Annotated in this window: 9 protein-coding genes; 6 read left to right on the top strand and 3 right to left on the bottom strand. The window is 65.9% G+C overall.

What is annotated here, in order from left to right; genetic code table 11:
* Positions 1–63: 63 nt before the first annotated feature.
* The 3 genes from MUG78_RS11050 to guaA all read right to left on the bottom strand — a co-directional run bounded on the left by MUG78_RS11050 (position 64) and on the right by guaA (position 3,589).
* The gene (locus MUG78_RS11050) at positions 64–1,641 is read right to left on the bottom strand and encodes a hypothetical protein (protein WP_246996977.1); all 1,578 of its coding nucleotides are present in this window, start codon (positions 1,639–1,641) and stop codon (positions 64–66) included.
* A 193-nt stretch (positions 1,642–1,834) separates the two neighbouring features.
* Complete coding sequence (locus tag MUG78_RS18135; protein WP_281499823.1) at positions 1,835–1,969, bottom strand: hypothetical protein; 135 nt, start codon at positions 1,967–1,969, stop codon at positions 1,835–1,837.
* Positions 1,970–2,002: 33 nt separating this feature from the next.
* Entirely contained in the window at positions 2,003–3,589 is a 1,587-nt protein-coding gene (gene guaA, locus MUG78_RS11045; RefSeq protein ID WP_246994754.1) for a glutamine-hydrolyzing GMP synthase, read from the bottom strand.
* A 337-nt stretch (positions 3,590–3,926) separates the two neighbouring features.
* On the opposite strand from guaA, the gene MUG78_RS11040 reads away from it, so the two are divergent.
* From MUG78_RS11040 to MUG78_RS11015, 6 genes are all read left to right on the top strand, one after another.
* A complete protein-coding gene (locus MUG78_RS11040) occupies positions 3,927–4,268 on the top strand; it encodes a hypothetical protein (RefSeq protein ID WP_246994752.1) in 342 nt (113 codons plus the stop codon).
* A 295-nt stretch (positions 4,269–4,563) separates the two neighbouring features.
* Positions 4,564–9,714 carry a DEAD/DEAH box helicase family protein gene (locus MUG78_RS11035; protein WP_246994750.1) on the top strand — a complete coding sequence of 1,717 codons (5,151 nt, stop codon included), beginning with the start codon at positions 4,564–4,566 and terminating at the stop codon, positions 9,712–9,714.
* A 3-nt stretch (positions 9,715–9,717) separates the two neighbouring features.
* On the top strand, positions 9,718–12,537 hold the full coding sequence (locus MUG78_RS11030; protein WP_246994748.1) for a DUF8741 domain-containing protein: 2,820 nt from the start codon (positions 9,718–9,720) through the stop codon (positions 12,535–12,537).
* The gene (locus tag MUG78_RS11025) at positions 12,534–16,439 is read left to right on the top strand and encodes an Eco57I restriction-modification methylase domain-containing protein (RefSeq protein WP_246994746.1); all 3,906 of its coding nucleotides are present in this window, start codon (positions 12,534–12,536) and stop codon (positions 16,437–16,439) included. Before MUG78_RS11030 ends, MUG78_RS11025 begins: the two co-directional genes overlap by 4 nt.
* Positions 16,436–18,676 carry an McrB family protein gene (locus tag MUG78_RS11020; protein WP_246994744.1) on the top strand — a complete coding sequence of 747 codons (2,241 nt, stop codon included), beginning with the start codon at positions 16,436–16,438 and terminating at the stop codon, positions 18,674–18,676. Before MUG78_RS11025 ends, MUG78_RS11020 begins: the two co-directional genes overlap by 4 nt.
* The gene (locus MUG78_RS11015) at positions 18,639–19,922 is read left to right on the top strand and encodes an McrC family protein (protein ID WP_246994742.1); all 1,284 of its coding nucleotides are present in this window, start codon (positions 18,639–18,641) and stop codon (positions 19,920–19,922) included. The genes MUG78_RS11020 and MUG78_RS11015 overlap by 38 nt, the downstream gene beginning before the upstream one ends.
* The last annotated feature ends 64 nt before the right edge of the window (positions 19,923–19,986 follow it).

Raw genomic sequence — 19,986 nt, 5'->3', positions numbered from 1 at the left:
TGCATCGCCCCTCCGACAACCAACGGCCGTCGGGAGCTGGATCGATCTAGTGCCGGGCTCTGGTCAGCGGATCACCAGATCGTTCTTGGTGGCACTGAGCGTGATCGCGGCGATCTGCTTGCCGCGCATCCAGCCGTTCACGAACCGCTTGACCGCCGGGTCGGTCTTCCGCTTGGCCCACACCGCGTCGGGCAGTTGGACGGCACCGACCAGGTGCCGCGGCTTCGCTGTCAGCCCGGGCTGCGACGGCGACATCCGCATGCCGTCCGCCGTGTGCAGAAGGACCGGAATCCTGGTGCCGCTCGGGGTGATCACCGCCGCCTCCCGGGTGGTGACCGCGGGATCGAAGTTCTTCACCGACAGCGTGTAGCCGGACGGGTCGGCCTTCAACCCGATCCGATCCAACATCCGCGGATCGACGATGCTGTAGGGCAGACCGACGTCGATCAGCGTCTGGCCGTCGACCAAGGCCGTGCGCGACGGCAACGAACCGGTCAGGTTCCAGGGCGCCGGCGCAGACAGCGTCTCGGCAGAACGATCGACCGACGAGTTCTCCAACAACTCGCCTTGCAGTTCGCCTCCGGTCTCGGTGAACTGCCACTGCTGCGCGTGAAGTCGCTTGTGCCAGAACCCGGTTCGGCCGTCGCGCCGCCCTTCCACCCGCAGTTCCCGGTTCTCCGCGCAGGGGCCGGGCGAGAAGACGGTGAGCGCCGACGTGATCTCGCCGGGGATCTTCGGCTGCGACTCCCATTCCGGTGCGGGCAGTTGGACGGCCGCGGTGGAGCGGTCCAGCAGCTCCTGCGGCAGGCTGCCGGCCGACGGCTTACCCTTCTGCGAGTCCCAGCTGTAGCGGAAGAACACCGAGTCCGAGCCGGAGGAGTCGAAATCGAAAGTGCGCGTGAACATGTCGCCGTAGCGGTTCGTCACGAAGATGGTCGACGCCGACGCCGACAGCGCCACCATCTGAAGCCGACCACCAAGTGGGCTGCCGATCTCGTAGCTGCGGTCGTTCGGGAGCCACGGGTCGGCGTAGCCGATGCGGCTGCCGTCGCCGTACAGGTACGGAACCATGGTCATCTTGGCGCCGCCGCTCGGGTGCACGCGGCCGGCGATGTCGAGGTACTCCTTGTTGTCCCACGGCGACGTCACCGACAGCGCCCAGCCATTCGGCCGCACGGCGTCCGCCGGGAGCGTCTGACCCGAACCGGTCCAGAGCATTGCGCCCCAGCTCGACGTCCAATTCCACAGCAGCGGCGACTGATTCACCGGATCCATAGTGTAGATCCACCGATTCTTGTCGATGGCGACCAGTTCGTCGTCGTCGAGCGAGATCGCGGTGAACTGACCCTTGAGGCACGACGGCAACGGCACCACCCGCCACTGTTTGCCGTTCCGCGGCCGTGCCAGCAGCTTGCCGCCGGGCAGCAACGTGAACTCCCAGTACCGGTTGAACTGGGTCCGCTCGGTCCGCAGATCGACCCGCGCGGGAGCAGAAGTGCCGGTGTACCGCGGGAAGGTGTCGAAGCCGCGCCGATCACCGGTGGACGGAATCCCCGGCGGCACCTGCCCGGTGCCGAACGGAACGCACGCGGCGGGGCGGGACCGATCAGCGCTCGCCGGACCTGCGACCACTGTCTGCATCAGCGGCAGCAACCCGATCGCGGCGACAGCCGCAGCGGCAACTCGTCGACGGGCCCGATCCGATCGCGAGATCTCGTGTCCGCCAGACAGTTTCGCAGGCTCACCGATCAATGCGTCGCTCCTCCGTGCGGCAGGTCATGCCGGGGACAGACGCTGCGTTGGGTGGTCGCTTCCCATCATGCAACGCGAACGACTACGGATTCAGCATCTCGCGACACTGCTCGGTTGTGTGTTGCGCGATGCACTCGGCCCACTTGGTCTGCTCATCGGCCCACTTGTGCTGCGGCGTCTGGCCGACGTTCGCGCGCCACTGGTAGTCGTCGCACATGATCGCGACGCCAAACGCCTTGCGGCGCCCGGCTCACTCCCACTCGATGGTGCCCGGCGGCTTGCTCGTCACGTCGAGCACCACGCGGTTCACGTCCGGCACCTCGTTGGTGATGCGGGTGGAGATGATCTCCAGCGTCTCGTAGGGCACGCGCGTCCAGTCGGCGGTCATCGCGTCTTCCGACGAGACCGGGCGCAGCACGATCGGGTGACCGTAGGTCCGTCCGTCGCCCTGCACGCCCACGCTGCGGACGTCGGCCAACAGCACCACCGGGCACTGCCAGATCTGACCGTCGAGACCGGCCGCGGTCAGTTCCTCGCGGGCGATCAGGTCGGCCTTGCGGAGCAGGTTCAGTCGGTCGGCGGTCACTTCGCCGACAATGCGGATCGCCAGGCCCGGGCCGGGGAACGGCTGCCGGTTGACGATCTCCTCGGGCAGGCCCAGTTCGCGGCCCACCGCGCGGACCTCGTCCTTGAACAGCAGGCGCAGCGGCTCCACGAGCGAGAACTCGAGGTCCTCAGGCAGGCCGCCGACGTTGTGGTGGCTCTTGATGTTCGCGGTGCCGCTGCCGCCGCCGGATTCGACGACGTCCGGGTACAGGGTGCCTTGGACCAGGAAGTCGATCGTCTGGCCGGCCGACGCCTTGTCGCCGAGCACCTCGGACACCGCGCCCTCGAAGGAGCGGATGAACTCGCGGCCGATGATCTTGCGCTTGGTCTCCGGGTCGGACACCCCGGCCAGGTGGCCCAAGAAGGTCTCCTCGGCGTCGACGGTCACCAGGCGCGCACCGGTCGCTGCGACGAAGTCGGTCTGCACCTGCTCGCGCTCGCCCGCCCGCAGCAGGCCGTGGTCGACGAAGACGCAGGTGAGGCGGTCGCCGATGGCGCGCTGCACCAGCGCCGCGGCGACAGCGGAGTCCACGCCGCCGGACAGGCCGCAGATGGCCAGACCGTCGTCGCCCACCTGTGCCTTGATGTCGGCGATCAGCGACTCGGCGATGTTGGCCGCGGTCCACGTCGGCTTCAGACCGGCCACCTCGTACAGGAAGCGGGTCAGCACTTCCTGCCCGTGCGGCGAGTGCATCACCTCCGGGTGGTACTGCACGCCGGCCATCCGACGGTCGAGGCACTCGAACGCGGCGACCGGGGCGCCCGGCGTCGAGGCCGTCACGGTGAAGCCCTCCGGCGCCGACTGCACGGCGTCGTTGTGGCTCATCCACACCGGCTGGGTGTCGGTGAGGCCGTGGTGGAGCACGCCGCCGTCGCCGGCGACGTCCATCATGGTGCGGCCGAACTCGCTGACGCCGGTCTTGGCCACGGTGCCGCCCAGCTCAGCGGTCATCTTCTGGAAGCCGTAGCAGATGCCGAACACCGGAATGCCCTGGTCGAAGAGCTGCGGATCAATCGACGGCGCATCGTCGGCGTAGACCGACGACGGCCCGCCGGACAGGATGATCGCCGCCGGGTCCTTCGCCAAGAACTCGGAAAGCGGCGCGTCGTGCGCGATCACTTCCGAGTAGATGCGTGCCTCGCGCACCCGTCGCGCAATGAGCTGCGCGTACTGGGCACCGAAGTCGACGACGAGGACAGGGCGCGGGTGGTCAGCCGAGGATTCCGTCACGGAAGTCAGTCTATCGGCGCAAGCCCTCGATCCCCGAGTCAGCCCGAAGAACGCTCAGCCGCTGTTGCCCGCCGTCGCCTTCTTACCCAGCCCCGCGCTGAGACTGCCGCACCGCTTCAGATCGGCGTGCTACCGCCAGCCTGCAACCCATGCTCGTCGCACGGGAGGGCACGCCAACTCCTCTGCGCGTCCGCCCTTGCTTGCGGCCACCGATTGGTTTCACCAGTTGCCAGCACACCCCTCCATCGCTTGACCAGCGCGTTTACAAGTGCCGCAACCAAAAACACCCCGGTGTTCCACTAGTTCCGCTCGTCCACCTCCAACGAAAGGAACTCCGATGTTCATCCCCATCGCCTTCATCATGGCCCTGATTCTGTTGCCTCTGGTCGCAGCGGCTGCGAAGTTCGCCGTCGCCCCCGCGGGCGGCCTCTCCATGCTCGGGCTCGTCGTCTGGCTCACGGCAGGCTTGTGGCCGGCGGTTCTCACCGTCGGAGCGATCCTCGCGCTGTGTGGAGCATTCCCCCGCATGGCGTATGTCGGTGCCGTCGTTTGGGGCGCGATCCTCGGCCTGCCCACGTTCCTGCTCACCGCCGCAATCGGCGCACCGATGTGGCTCGCCGCGGGGCTCGGCATTGTCGTCGCGTCCGTGCCGTTCAGCAGTTTGACCAAGACGGCCTGACCGGCTTCCTCGACGCGCTGCCGCGCACCTAAAACACTGGCGCGGCGGCGCGTCCTTCCCTTCGGATTTGCCCCACTTCATTGCGGTAGGCCTCGGCGACGTCAGCCAAGGTGCGGCCGAGCCGACACAGAGTTCTGACCAGCAGGAGTAGCAGCACGCGGCCACCGGTTCGGGTGTGGCCCCTGGGGCATGTGCGCAGAAGACGCCAAGTAGTGTCGGCATGCACCGATAGTGTGAGGCTGGTCGCAATGCCTTGCGGTCGAAGCAGGTATTGAACGACCTAGATGGGGGGAGCATGGACGTCTTCGGAGTGCACGGTCAGATGATCGACGATTATCGCTCCTTCACGTCGTCGTCGGTCGACGTTCTCGACCCGACAATTCGCCAACACATCGACGACTTGGCCGAGTCGAATGAACAGTGGCCGGAACCGTGGCTCTCCCTCAACCCGGTGTTCGCCTCCGGCGGGTCGATCGACGAACTCGTCACTGAGGGTCTGCTGCACCCCGAGTGCGAACGGATCTTCCGGCCGAAGTCCGGCCCGGACGACGCGGGCGGTCGACCGATCACGCTGCACCGCCACCAGCGCGAGGCGATCGAGGCCGCGGGTACGGGACAGTCCTATGTGCTGACCACCGGCACCGGTTCGGGAAAGTCGCTGGCGTACATCATCCCGATCGTCGATCGCGTCCTACGGATGGATCCGAAGCCGCCCGGCGTGAAGGCGATCATCGTGTACCCGATGAATGCGCTCGCCAACAGTCAGGTCGGCGAGTTGGAGAAGTTCCTGCGCTACGGATTCGGCGAAGGTGGCGAACCGGTGACCTTCGCCCGCTACACGGGTCAAGAGTCCGCGGAGGAACGGCAGGCCACTCTCCGGAATCCGCCGGACATCCTGCTCACCAACTACGTGATGCTCGAGTTGGTGCTCACTCGGCCCGAGGAGCGGCGCCGCTTGGTGCAAGCCGCCCAGGGGCTACACTTCCTCGTTCTCGATGAACTGCACACCTACCGGGGGCGTCAGGGCGCCGACGTCGCCATGCTGGTCCGCAGGGTCCGCGATGCTTGTCAGTCGCCGAATCTGCAGTGCGTCGGAACCTCGGCGACGATGGCCAGCGCCAGCACCGCAGCCGATCAGCGATCAGTCGTTGCGCAGGTTGCCAGTCAGGTTTTCGGCACTGAGGTGACTCCAGACCGGGTGATCGGTGAGACGTTGGCGCGGGCGACGATCGGAGATTCGGCCGACGAGTCGACCCTCAACAGCGAGATCCTGGCCGGTGGCGCTGTCGGCGACTATCAGCAGCTCGCCGCGTCCCCACTGGTGACCTGGATCGAGTCCGAGTTCGGTCTGGCCATCGACGATGCCACTGGCGCGATCGTCCGTCGACGACCCGTCACCGTGCACGATGCCTCCGCCCGGCTCGCCGGCCTGACTGGCCAAACCCGGGACGAATGCGAGACCGCGATCCGGGCCACGCTGATGGCGGGATCGGCGCAGCCTCATCCGACCACGGGGCGCCCGCTATTCGCCTTCCGACTGCACCAGTTCCTGTCCAAGGGCGACACCGTCTACGTGTCGATCGAGCCCGAGGACATCCGTCACGTCACGTCGACATACCAGGTCGTGGTGCCCGGCGAGCCGCACAAGGCGCTGATGCCGTTGGCCTTCTGCCGCGAGTGCGGCCAGGAGTATCTGGTGGTGGCGCGCACCGAACAGCGCAACACCGTGCGCTACCGACCGCGACGCGACCGGGATGCGAGTGGTGGTGACGACGCCAACGGCTACCTCTATGTGTCCACCGACCAGCCGTGGCCGGCCGATCCGATCGCCGACGGCCGTTACCCGGACTCGTGGATCGCCGACGGTCAGATCGTCGACCGCCTCAGCAAGCACCGGCCGCGACCGGTGCGCGTCGGTCTCGACGGCGCCGAGACTGACGACGGCCTCCCGATGACGTATGTCCCGTCGCCCTTCCGCTTTTGCCTGCGCTGCAAGATCTCCTACGAGCAGGCACGCGGGAGCGACTTCGCCAAGCTCGCGACGCTTGACGCGGAGGGCCGTAGTTCAGCGGTCTCGGTCCTGTCGGCGTCCATCGTCCGATCCCTGAAACAAATGCCTGCCGACGCCCTGCCCGCCGACGCCCGCAAGCTCCTCACCTTTGTCGACAACCGCCAAGACGCGAGCCTGCAGGCCGGTCATTTCAATGACTTCGTCCAGGTGGTGCAATTGCGCGGAGCCCTGCACCGCGCGCTGACGCAGTGCGGTTCGCTGCGCCACGACGATGTGGCGCAGCAGACCGTTGCAGCGCTGGGCCTCCCGTTTGACTCGTATGCCCAAACTCCCGACGCCCAGTACGGTGCACGAGCGGCGGCCGAGCGCGCCTTCGCCGGGTTCATCGAATACCGCCTGTATGCGGATCTGCAGCGCGGCTGGCGGGTCACCATGCCGAACCTGGAACAGACCGGACTCCTACGCATCGACTACGAGTCGCTGCCGGAGATCGCTGGCGACTCCGACTTGTGGCGGGCCACCGCGGCCCCATTGTCGTCAGCGCGCAGCGGCGAGCGCGAAGATCTGTGTCGCATCGTCCTCGACGAGTTCCGACGGGAGTTGGCGATCGACGTCGAATGCCTGTCCCTCGACGGCTACGAACGACTCCGCAGGTCCTCAGATCAGCACCTGACTGGGTTGTGGGCGCTCGCCTCCCGCGACATCGCTCCCATCGTGGCCAGTGTGTCCACCCGCAGCGGCTCCCCCGGCCGCCCCCGCCAGGAAGTACGTTTCACCGGCCGCTCCGCCCTGGGCCGCTACATCAAGGACCGCAGCGGTCTGCGCCGGCTGGACGGCACCGCACTCGACACCGCAGACGCGCAAGAAGTGATCGAGCATCTGCTCGACGTTCTCGCCCGCGTCGGACTTCTGAACAAGGCCACGAATACGCCAGCCGACGGCCCCACGTACCGACTCAAAGCCTCCGCAGTCATCTGGGCTCTCGGCAACGGTGTTGCCGGCGCGCCGGATCCGCTGCGTCGAACGGCCGCCGCCGACCAGGGATTGAGGATCAATCCCTTCTTCCAAAACCTGTACCGGGATACCGCCGCCTCTCTCGCGGGCCTGCGGGCGCGCGAGCACACCGCCCAGGTCGAGTCGCACGATCGACAGGAGCGAGAGGACGAATTCCGTTCCGGCGCACTGCCATTGATGTTCTGTTCCCCCACCATGGAGTTGGGCGTCGACATCGCCAGCCTCAACGCCGTCGGTCTTCGCAATGTGCCGCCGACCCCGGCTAACTACGCGCAGCGATCCGGCCGGGCCGGCCGGTCCGGGCAGCCGGCCCTGGTCGTCACCTATTGCGCCACCGGCAATTCCCATGATCAGTATTACTTCCGCCGGTCGCGCGACATGGTCGCCGGTTCAGTGGCTGCGCCGCGTCTGGACCTGACGAACGAGGCCCTCCTCGCTTCGCATCTGCACGCACTGTGGCTGTCGGAGACCGGCGCCGACTTGCGGTCGCGGATGCCGCAGCTACTGGACGTCGGCGATCCAGGAAAGCCGATCAACGCCGATCTCGCCACGGCGATCGGCGATCCGGATGCGATCACCCGAGCCATCGCTCGTGCCGAGCAAATCACTCTGCCGCTGCGCGAGGACCTGGAGCGGACGCCGTGGTGGCACGAACAGTGGGTGGCCACGGTCATCGGCGCAGCACCGCGTTCCTTCGACGCCGCATGCAACCGGTGGCGGGACCTGTATCAAGCAGCAATGGCCGACCAGGATGAGCAGAACCGGATCGTCCTGGACACATCAGCGCTACCCAAAGCCCGAAAGGCCGCCGAGTCGCGGCGTCGTGAGGCCGAACAGCAGCTCCGCCTGCTGCGAAACGAAGACTCCGACCGCGGCCATTCGGACTTCTACACCTACCGATACTTCGCCTCCGAAGGTTTCCTACCCGGGTACAGCTTCCCGCGGCTGCCGTTGGCGGCCTACATTCCCGGCGTGCGATCGGCCGCCGGACGCGGCGACGGCGGCGACTACCTGCAGCGTCCCCGCTTCCTCGCAATCAGCGAGTTCGGCCCGGGTTCGCTCATCTACCACGAGGGCGCCCGATACGAGGTCCAGCGAGTGCAGATCCCGATGGCAGCCGGTGGTATCGGGACTGTGGACTTGCAGGATGCGCGCCGCTGTGAGGAGTGCGGCTATCACCATCAGCGGCAGGCAGGGCTGGACGTGTGCGAGAACTGCAGCGCGAGCCTGGCACCACCGCGCACTCAGCTGATGCGCATGCAGACCGTCTTCACCCGTCGCCGCGAACGCATCTCGTCCGACGAGGAGGAGCGTCGTCGGGCCGGGTTCGAAATGGAGACGTCGTTCCGGTTCAGCCAGCACGGCCCGCGATCCGGTCGAGTGAATGCCGCCGTCGTCGGCAACGACGGTCCCCTCGCCGAACTGACCTACGGCGACACCGCCACGGTTCGGGTAACCAATCTGGGGCGTCGCCGACGGAAGAATCCCAACGTGCTCGGCTACTGGCTCGACACGGTCAAAGGCCATTGGCTCAGTGATAAGGCCGCCGCCGATGCCACACCGCAGGACGACGATCTGCCGGCAGCCGATGAAACGCCCACAAAGGCCAAGGTGATCCCCTATGTGGAGGACACCCGCAACATCGCCGTGGTGCGACTGTCGGCGAGCGTCGACGAGACGGTCGCCACCACGCTGCGCTACGCGCTGGAGCGCGGTATGGAGGCCGAGTTCCAGCTCGAGGACTCCGAGCTGTCCAGCGAAGCCCTCCCTGATCCTGCCGAACGGGCCCGCATGCTGTTCACCGAGTCCGCCGAAGGCGGCGCGGGGGTCCTGCGGCGGCTGCACGCGGAGCCCGACGCACTGGCGCGGGCGGCTCAGCGGGCACTGGAGATCGCCCACTTCAGTCGGACGGGCGACGATCTGGCCCACGCCGACACCGCGCGGGAGCGCTGCGAAAAGGCCTGCTACGACTGCTTACTGTCGTACGGAAACCAGTCGGATCACCAGCTGATCGACCGCCACGCCATCCGGGATCTACTGTTGGCGCTGGCCTCAGCGCGCACCACTCCCGAGACACAGACCGTCGGCGCGGATGCGGCTGCCGCTGCCGCGCTGTCCCGCTGCCGAACCGAAGCCGAACGGCGATTCGTGGAGTTCCTGGTGGCCAACGAGTTCCGCCTCCCCGACGCCGTGCACTTTTCAGTGGGCACGGCATCGGCTGACTTCGCCTTTTACGGCGAAGGATCGGGCACCGCGGTCCTGATCGACTCGGCCGACATGTCGGCCGGTCCGGGACGGGATGCAGCGGCCGAAGATGAGTTTCTCGACCACGGCTGGTCGGTTCTTCGACTCCTCGAGAACGGCGATTGGCTCACTGAAGTACGTGCGAACAGATCCGTGTTCGGCGCAGGAAGGACGTAGGCAATGGGGTTCGCTCCGGGCAATCTGGTTTCCGCACGCGGTCGTGAATGGGTGGTGTTGCCCAACAGCACCGACGACTTCTTGGTGCTGCGCCCCCTCGGCGGACTCGACGACGACATCGCCGGGGTGTTCGTCACCGAAGGGGTGGCCCCTGCAGCGTTTCCCCCGCCCGAGCCCGCCGATCTTGGCGATCACTTCAGCGCCCAGCTTCTCACCAACGCACTGCGCATCGGTTTCCGGTCCACCGCCGGACCGTTCCGCTCACTGGCCTCCATCGCCGTCCAGCCCCGCGCCTACCAGCTGGTGCCACTGATGATGGCCTTGCGTCAAGACGTGGTACGTCTGCTCATCGCCGACGACGTGGGTATCGGTAAGACGATCGAGGCCGGGTTGATCGCCACTGAACTGCTGGCCGTCGGCGACGCGCGCGGACTGTCGGTGCTGTGCAGCCCGGCGCTGGCCGAGCAGTGGCAGTCCGAGTTGCGCGAGAAGTTCGGGCTAGAAGCCGAGCTGGTTCTGCCGTCGACGGTCCGCCGCCTCGAACGCGGCCGGATCGGCTCCGAGTCCATCTTCGAGCGCTACCCGATCACGGTGGTGTCCACCGACTTCATCAAGAGTGCCCGACGGCGGCACGAATTCCTGCGGACCTGCCCAGACTTGGTGATCGTCGACGAAGTTCACACCTGTGTGACTGCGGTCGGCCAAGGTGGCGCCGGACGCACCCAGCGTTACGAACTGATCCGAGATCTGTCTGCGGACCGCAAACGCCACATGATCTTCGCCAGCGCGACCCCCCATTCGGGCAAGGAAGAGGCGTTCCGGAACCTCCTCGGGTTGCTCGATCCAGCATTGGCCACAGTCGATCTGGAAGATCGGCGCGGCCGCGAACTACTGGCCAAACACTTTGTCCAACGTCGTCGCGGCGATATCCGGCGTTATCTCGACGAGGACACTCCGTTCCCCAAGGACCGACTCATCAAGGAGGTTCCGTACGCGCTGTCGCCCGAATACCAGGCGCTGTTCGAGAAGGTCCTCGACTACGCGCGAGAGACCGTGCGCACCGATCAGGGCGACCTAACCAAGCGGGTCAACTGGTGGTCGGCTCTGGCGCTTCTGCGGGCACTGGCCTCCTCACCGCGGGCCGCTGCGCAAACGCTGCGGACCCGCGCGGCGTCGGCGGCCGCCCATTCACCCGCCGAAGCCGATGCGATCGGCCGCGCGATGGTCCTCGATCAAGCTGACGACGAAGCGCTGGAAGCAGCCGACACCACCCCTGGCGCCGACACCGGTGACGAACCGGGTGGAGCCGCGGCTCGACGGCTGCGCGGTTTCCTCAACGACGCCAAGAAGTTGGAGGGTAAGGCGGACAAGAAGATCGGCGCACTCGTCAAGGAAGTCAAAGCGCTCCTCGCCGAGGGCTGTGATCCCATCGTCTTCTGCCGCTTCATCGACACGGCCGAGTATGTGGCCGAACACCTCGACAAGGCCCTTGGCAAGAACGTCGCGGTGCGAGCGGTCACCGGCACGCTCCCACCCGCAGAACGCCTGGCCCGGATCGACGAACTGACCGCGAGCGAAGGCCGTCACGTGCTGGTGGCGACCGATTGCCTGTCGGAAGGTGTGAATCTCCAGGAGAGCTTCCAAGCCGTCGTCCACTACGACCTGGCTTGGAATCCGACGCGCCACGAACAGCGCGAAGGCCGAGTCGATCGGTTCGGGCAGCGGGCTGACCAGGTACGGGCGATCACTCTGTACGGCCGCGACAATCAGATCGACGGCATCGTCCTCGAGGTGTTGCTCCGCAAACACGAGGCGATCCGTCGGGCGACGGGCGTGTCGGTGCCTATTCCCGACAACAACTCGGCCGTCCTCGAGGCACTGATGGAGGGGCTGCTGCTGCGAGGCCAGGATGCGGAGCAGTTGTCCCTCGACTTGGGGGTACGGGAGAAGCAGGAATCGCTCTACCGGGAGTGGGAGTCGACCGCCGAACGCGAACGGCTGGCTCAGACCAAGTACGCCCAGCACGCGATCAAGCCGGAAGAGGTCTCGGCCGAGGTGGCGGTGGCGCGCGCCGCTCTGGGCACTGACGAGGACGTAGCGACGTGTGTCGAGCACGCCTTGCGGGCGTTGCATTCGACGATCACTCCGACCGAGGAGGGCTTCACCGCCACCCTCGCACCGTTGCCGGTCGGGCTTCAGGATGCCTTGCCCCTCGGGCGTCACGATCCACTCCCGTTTTCCGCAGACCTTCCGGTCCGACGCGGCGAGGCCGTGCTGAACCGGACCGACCCCAGCGTCGAGGCCATCGCGCATTATGTGCTCGAATCGGCCCTCGACTCGGCCCTCGACCCCGCCCTGCGCCCGGCACGCCGGTGTGCGGTGATCCGGACCGCGACGGTGAGTACCCGCACCACCCTGCTGGTGGTGAGGTACCGATTTCACTTAGAGCTGCCGTCCCGCTCGGGAACCCGGGAGTTGATCGCAGAGGACGTCGCCACCCTCGCCTTCGAGGGAGCCCCGGCACAAGCGCGATGGCTCGACGATGCCACCGCGGCCGGCCTGCTGGCGGCCACCCCCAGCGGTAACGTCCCGACTCTCCAGGCCGAGCAGTTCATCTCCCGTGCGCTCAACGGCCTGCCGGACCTGTCAGCACACCTGGATCAGACCGGAGCTGCGCTGGCCGATCATCTGCGGGCCGCGCACCGTCGTGTCCGGCAGGCATCCGCGGAGATCGTCCGCGGCCTGCGCGTGGAAGTCGAACCGAACGCCGATGTGCTGGGCGCCTTCGTCTTTGTTCCGCCGATCGTGGAGGCACAGCAGTGAGTGCACGACCGCTGTCCGACGGCGACTTCGCCGGTATCCGAATCCAAGGTGGGCTCCTCCCCGCCGATCTGCCATCGACACTGGCGGCCGGATTCGACCCGACCGGGAAGGTGCTGTCGGCCAACGACTTCCACCTGGCCACGGGCGAGTCGGTGCGCGACGCCGCCAACCGGGTGTGGGCATACCTGCGGGGTGTCTGGACCGGTTATCGGGAGGCGCTCGCGGCGCTCCCCGTCGACGCACCGACTGCGTCGCTGACCCGCGAGCGCTTCCTGCTGGTGCTGCTCGATCAGCTCGGTTACGGCCGCGTACCGACCACCGGCCGCGGCGGTATCGATGTGGATGGACACTCCTTCCCGGTGTCCCACCTGTGGGAAGCCACTCCGATCCATCTGCTCGGTTGGGGCACTCCGCTGGACACCCGCACCAAGGGGCTGGCCGGTGCCGCCGGGTCGTCGCCACAGTCGATGGTGCAGGAACTACTCAATCGCAGTGACGATCACCTGTGGGCGATGCTGTCGAACGGACAGGTACTTCGGCTGCTGCGCGATTCCACCTCGCTGGTGGGTTCGGCGTACGTCGAGTTCGACTTGGAAGCGATCTTCGACGGCGACTTGTTCGCCGATTTCCTACTGCTGTACACCTTGTGCCAGGTGTCGCGGGTGGAGATCCGCGATGACGCTATCGGCCCGGCCTCGTGCCGGCTGGAGCAGTGGCGCACTGAGGCCGTCGAATCAGGTTCGCGTGCGTTGAACCTGCTGCGTGACGGTGTGGTCGATGCGCTCCGCACCTTGGGCAGCGGCTTTCTGACCCACCCGACCAACACCGATCTGCGCGGCAATCTGGCCGCTGGAAAACTCTCGGTGGACGATGTCAACCACGCACTGCTTCGCGTCGTCTACCGGCTGCTGTTCACCTTTGTGGCCGAAGACCGCGATGCGCTGCTCGATCCGTCGGCGACACCCGAGGCCCGGCAGCGGTATGCCGACTACTTCTCTACCGCGCGGTTGCGCACGACAGCCCGGCGGCGCCGCGGCGGCCGCTACGCCGATCGCTGGCGCGCACTGACCCTGGTGTGGGAAGGCCTGGGTCGCGAACAAGGGCACCCCGAATTGGGCCTTCCCGGTCTCGGCGGCTTGTTCGAGCGCGGAGACCTCGACAACCTTCTCCTTGAGTGTGAGCTGTCCAACGAGGCCCTCCTCGCGGCGGTGCGCTCGTTGTCGTTGGTGCGCGAACCCAAGTCGCAGGCGCTGCGCGTGGTGGATTACCGCAATCTGGGTGCGGAGGAGCTGGGCAGCATCTACGAGGCGCTCCTGGAGTTCGTTCCCCAGTGGGATCCAGCGACCAAGCGCTACACCCTCGACATCACCTCGGGCAATCAACGCAAGGACACCGGCTCGTACTACACCCCGACCTCCCTGGTGGAGTCGCTGCTCGACACCGCGCTGGACCCTGTGCTCGACGCCGCGGTCGTCTCCGCCGACGACGCCCAGGGGTCGGTGGCAGCGTTGCTCGCGGTGACCGTGTGCGATCCGGCGTGTGGCAGCGGACATTTCCTGGTCGGTGCGGCCCGCAGGATCGCCAAACGGGTCGCGGCGATCCGCACCGGAGATCCCGAACCGGCACCGGAGCAGGTGCGCTCGGCCATGCGCGAAGTGGTCTCGAGCTGCATCTACGGCGTCGACATCAATCCGCTGGCCGCCGAGTTGGCGAAAGTGTCGTTGTGGATGGAGGCCTTGGAACCGGGGCGCCCGCTCACCTACCTGGATGCGCAGATCAAGGTGGGCAACGCTCTGATCGGCGCCACCCCACGGCTGCTGGCCGAAGATCTGCCCGACGCCGCATTCAAGCCGATCGAGGGCGACGTCAAGCAGATCGCCACCGCAACCGCGAAGGCGAACAAGTCCGAACGCGGCAACCAGGGCAGTCTTTTCGACCTGGGCGCCTCGATCACCGCGAACACCGGCCTGGGTGCTCAGTTGGAGAACGTGATCGGCACGCAGGCGCTGTCGCTGTCCGACGTCCACGTCCAGGCAGTCCGAATGCGCGCGTACACCGATTCCACCGAGTATCGACGAGCTCGACTGCTCGCCGATGCGTGGTGCGCCGCCTTCGTGTGGCCACTCCATCCGGGAGCCCCTACCCCTGTCACACAGGCGACCCTCATTGCGCTGCGCGCCGGGCACGACCTCGACGCCAGACAGACGGAACACGTCGCGCGGCTAACCGCCGAGTACCGATTCTTCCACTGGCACCTGGAGTTCCCGCACCTGTTCCCCACCACGGCAGCTCCCGGAGACGCCGTCGACGAGGAGACCGGCTGGGCCGGCGGCTTCTCGGTGGTCCTGGGTAATCCCCCGTGGGAACGAGTGAAGCTGCAAGAGCAGGAGTTCTTCGCCGCCCGAGATCCGGAGATTGCGACCGCGCCGAACGCTGCGGCCCGCAAACGGTTGATCGCGCACCTGCCGGAAAACAATCCAGCTCTGTACCAGTCGTTCGTCGCCGAGAAGCGACGAGCCGAAGGGACCTCCCACATCCTGCGCAATTCCGGGCGCTACCCGTTGACCGGCCGCGGTGACATCAACACCTACGCAGTATTCGCCGAGGCCGACCGAAGTCTGTTGGCCGGACGAGGCCGCCTCGGTGTGATCCTCCCGACCGGAATCGCCACCGATGCGACCACACAGTACTTCTTCAAGGATCTGGTCACCAGCGGCTCGATCGTGAGTTTGTACGACTTCGAGAACTCGCGCCCGCTGTTCGACGGCGTGCACCGCAGTTTCAAATTCTGCCTGCTCACCCTAGCCGGCCGCAGCACTCACGAGCCGCGCGCCGATTTCGCCTTCTTCGCGCACGACCCCACAGATCTGCAACGGCCGGATACCTGTTTCACCTTGACCCCAGACGAGATCACCCTGCTGAACCCGAACACCGGCACCTGCCCGGTATTCCGGTCACGCCGCGACGCAGAGATCACCTTGGGCATCTATCGACGAGTCCCCGTCCTGATAAACGAGAACGACCCGGTGAACGGCAACCCGTGGGGCATTAAGTTCATGCGAATGTTCGATATGTCGAACGACTCGCATCTGTTCCACACCCGCGAGCAACTCGAAGCCGACGGCTGGGTCCTCAACGGCAACGTCTTCGAGGGGCATCGCGGCGGACAGCCCGAACGAATGCTCCCGCTCTACGAGGCCAAGATGATCCATCACTTTGACCACCGGTGGGCCACCTACGAGCCCGACGGCACCACCCGCCTCGTCACTGCTGACGAAAAGGCCGATCCTTCCTTCGGCGCCATACCGCGGTACTGGGTGGCGGAATTAGCAGTGGACAAGAAACTCCCGAGAGACCCCCGTGCCACCTACTTCGCTGGCTACCGCTGGATTAGCAATGCGACGAATGAACGTACGCTAATCGCATCTCGATTCCCACGTTCTGGCGTCGGAAACAGTCTTCCAATCATGCGGACGGCGCACCAATCAGCTCTATTGGTGACGATGATGAGCACCTTCGCCGTCGACTACGTCGCTCGCCAAAAACTGGGTGGCCAGAATATGACTTTCGGCACTGTGGAGCAACTCCCCATTCTGCCGCCATCAATGTTCACTACCATCCACCGGTGGAGTGGCAGCAGTCTGGATCAGTGGACTTCCGCACGAACTGAAGCGCTGGACGGGGGGCTGTCGGACTCGACCCGCAAGAACATTCGCGCAGAACTCGATGCCGCGTTCTTCCACATGTACGGCATTAACCGGAACGACGTGGACTACATCTTGGACACGTTCCCGATCGTCAAACGCAAGGACGAGGCCGAGTTCGGCGAGTACCGCACCAAACGGCTCATCCTGGCAAACTATGACGCGATGGCAGCGGCAATGAACGGAGACGGGGAGTGACCATCGAGGGCGCGAGTATGGACCGGCCGGGCGCACCGGCGGTGGAGCTGATCGGCCGTCGCTTCATCGATGAGGGGTTCGGTGACGGCGAATCGGTATTCACCCCAGGTCGCCGAATCTGGACGGTGGAGTATTTCCAGGAGCTCAAGAAGATGTTCGTCGACCGACCCGATGCGGGTTCGTCTGACTTCTTCAGCAAGCTCGATCTCCAACTCGCCTCGGCGTCGTCGAACGCAATCCAGTTGTTCGCCGAGTTGTTCACCGTCAACCTGCTGCCGCTGGACGACTACACCCCGGGCAAGAAGATCCAGCTGATCGAGAAGGTGCTAGCCAAGTGCCGCCCCTCGGTCGCTATTCCCAGCGAGGTGGCCGCAGCGCTGTCACGCGGCGTCTTCGGCGGCGGTGTTGCCTTCAAGACCTACCGGTGGGCGCAGCTCAGTGTGTTGATCGAACTCGGTCTGGAGATTCGTAGCCTCCCCGCCGCGGAACGTGAACGCATTCTGGCCGACCCGTTGGCCTTTCGCGCGTTGGTCAGCCCCACTCCTAAGGAATCCCAGCCCGCTCAACGCCAGAGCCTGCTGTACCTGGCGTTCCCGGACTTCTTCCTGCCTATCGTGGCCCGCAAGGACCGGGTCGCTATTCGCGACGCCTTCGCCGGCGACTACCTCGATCGTCTGCCCGGCGACGTCGACGTCGACCTGCACGACATCTACCGCGCGATGGTGGACGCCCAGGGCGGTCCGGTCGACTTCTATATCTCCCCGTGGAAGGAGATCTGGCAGCCGCCTTCCTCGCCCGACCCGGAGCCGACCGACGAGGTGACGCACGCCTGGAGGGTATACGGCTCCGGCGTCAACGGCCGGGACATGGTGCCGATCTGGCGGCGTAAGGGCACCGTCTCACTGTCGGCCAAGTTCCTCCGGGAGGTCGAAACCGGCATCGACAAGGACACACTGCGCAAGATCGTCGAGGACGACTACCGCTCGTCCTCCTACTCAGTCCGCCAAGACAAAGCCGATGAGTTCTACGCGTTCCTCAACCGGATGCACCCTGGCGACCTCATCGTCACCAGTAGCCGCGGAAGCGTCCATATCGGCACGGTGACCGGCGAGGCTGAACACGTGCGCAGCAGCGACGGCCGGTCGAATCTGCGCCGACCCGTCAGCTGGAACACCCGGCCGATCAGCAACGAGGAGGTGCCGAAAGACCTCGCGACGCGCCTGGCCTCCCAGGGCGAGGTGGTCGACCTGACCTCTCATATCGACACCATCCGGGAGTTGATGGGCCAGCGCCCAGACTTCACCCCGGCCAAGGGACTCAACATTCCCGACCCGGACGACAAGCTCGCCACTCGGTTGCATGTCCCTTCGTCCTGGCTACAGGAGTGCGTCACGCTGCTGAGGGATCGACCGCAGCTGATCTTCTATGGACCGCCCGGGACCGGAAAGACCTATCTGGCCAAAGAACTCGCCGGCTACCTGGTCGGCGAGTCGAACGTCAAGATCGTGCAGTTCCACCCGGCGTACTCCTACGAAGACTTCTTCGAGGGCTACCGCCCGGCGCAGAAGGGCGCCGGCCAGGTCGGGTTCGAGCTGCGCCCGGGTCCACTCCGACGGCTGGTCGACAAAGCGAACGAAAGTCCCGATGCCACGTTCGTCCTGATCATCGACGAGATCAACCGGGGCAATCTCGCAAAGATCTTCGGCGAGCTCTACTTCCTTCTCGAGTACCGCGACGAGGGCATCGATCTGCTCTACAGCTCAGCCGATTCCGAGCCGTTCATGTTGCCGCGCAATGTGATTCTGCTCGGCACCATGAACACCGCCGATCGGTCCATCGCGCTGGTCGACGCGGCGATGCGCCGGCGCTTCGCTTTCCTGCCGCTGCATCCGGCGGAAGAACCTACCAGCGGCATCCTTCGGTCCTGGCTGCGCGAGGAGGGCCACCCGCAGGAGGTGGCGGACCTTCTCGATCAACTCAATGCGCTGATCGACGATGAGGACTTCAAGATCGGGCCGTCGTACTTCATGCGAGCGGCGGTCTTCACCGACGGCGGTCTGGAACGTGTGTGGAAGACGTCGGTTCTCCCGCTGCTGGAGGAGTTCCATTACGGCGACCGCAGCGTCGACGTGTCTTCTCGGTACGGCCTCGACGCCATCCGGAAGGCGGTAGCTGCGCAGCACGCGGATCCTGACACCGATGTCACCGATTCCACTGGCCCAGGCAACGACGTCTGAGACACCCACGATGACGACACCTCGTCAACTTCTCCTGACGGAGGGCGGGACCGCACAGCGAACGACGCTGACCGCCGATGAGTTTCAAGCCATCAGCGGGCTGGGCCTTGCCACCGCCACCCCGACTCTCGTATCCGGGGTCTACGAGGTGGCCCCCGGCAGCAAGATCGGGGCCGTCTCCGTCGGCGATCTCCAAATTCTGGTGCGTCCCAAGATCACCGATCTGAATCGACTGATCTTCTTGCTCGGCTACACCCGCCGTCCGGTCTGGCGCGACGACCCGGTCGAGCTGGCGCGCGACGACGAGCTGTTCCCCGCATTGGCCGAAGTCTTCTCGAGGCTGGCCACCCGCGCGACCGACGTCGGACTGCTGCAGGGCTACCAGACCGTCACCGACACCTTGCCGGTGCTACGCGGGCGCGTGCTGGCCACCGAGCAGATGACGCGACGATTCGGCCTACCGGTGCCACTAGCCGTGGAGTACGACGACTTCACCGTCGACATCGCCGAGAACCGTCTGCTTTTGGCTGCGACCCTGCGGCTCCTAGGTGTCGCCGGCCTGTCGCTCGATGCACGCCGCCGGTTGCTGCGACTTCGACGTCTGCTCAGCGATGTCTCCGCCCCGGTTCGCGGTGCCCCACTTGACGAGTGGCACGCATCGCGACTGAACACGCGCTATCACGACGCGCTCCGCCTCGCGGAGATCGTGCTCGGCGCCCAATCCTTTGAACAGCGCGTCGGGGACCTGACGGTCACCGGCTTCATGTTCGATATGTGGCGGATCTTCGAGGACTTCGTCGGTACCGCCCTCGGGGAGGAGCTCGGCGACCGCGGCCATCGGACTGCCACCCAATTCACCAGCCATCTCGACGTCGACCGCCAAGTGACGATGAAGCCCGACCTCGTCTGGCTCGGTGACGGCAACCGTGTCCTCGGCGTAGTCGACGCGAAGTACAAAGCAGAACGCCCCGAGGGTTTCCCCAACGCCGACCTCTATCAGGTGCTCGCCTACTGCACCGTGTTCGGATTGTCCGAGGGCCACCTCGTCTATGCCAAGGGCAATGAGCCAACCAGGACGCACATCGTGCGCGGCAGTGCGGTTGCCATCCACTGCCACACTCTGGATCTCGCTCTTCCGCCGGCCGAACTGCTCATCCAGATTGACCAACTAGCCTCGACCATCTCCGAACAGCCCGTCAGCGGACTGTCTCGAGCTCGGGTTGCTCCTCGTACGCCGCCTTCTTGAAAGTCCCTAGCAATGCGGAGAACGACGAGGCAACTCTCGTGGTCAGCGACACCACGCCGTGACT

This window comes from Gordonia alkaliphila (assembly GCF_023017165.1).
GTDB classification, from domain to species: domain Bacteria; phylum Actinomycetota; class Actinomycetes; order Mycobacteriales; family Mycobacteriaceae; genus Gordonia; species Gordonia alkaliphila.
The sequence above is the reverse complement of the archived record's forward strand: the minus strand, read 5'-3'. Positions and strand labels throughout refer to the sequence as shown.

Coding starts and splice junctions, on each gene's coding strand:
- MUG78_RS11030 (WP_246994748.1), top strand. CDS start 9,718: ATGGGGTTCGCTCCGGGCAATCTGGTTTCCGCACGCGGTCGTGAATGG.
- MUG78_RS11035 (WP_246994750.1), top strand. CDS start 4,564: ATGGACGTCTTCGGAGTGCACGGTCAGATGATCGACGATTATCGCTCC.
- MUG78_RS11040 (WP_246994752.1), top strand. CDS start 3,927: ATGTTCATCCCCATCGCCTTCATCATGGCCCTGATTCTGTTGCCTCTG.
- MUG78_RS11015 (WP_246994742.1), top strand. CDS start 18,639: ATGTCACCGATTCCACTGGCCCAGGCAACGACGTCTGAGACACCCACG.
- MUG78_RS18135 (WP_281499823.1), bottom strand. CDS start 1,969: ATGTGCGACGACTACCAGTGGCGCGCGAACGTCGGCCAGACGCCGCAG.
- MUG78_RS11050 (WP_246996977.1), bottom strand. CDS start 1,641: ATGCAGACAGTGGTCGCAGGTCCGGCGAGCGCTGATCGGTCCCGCCCC.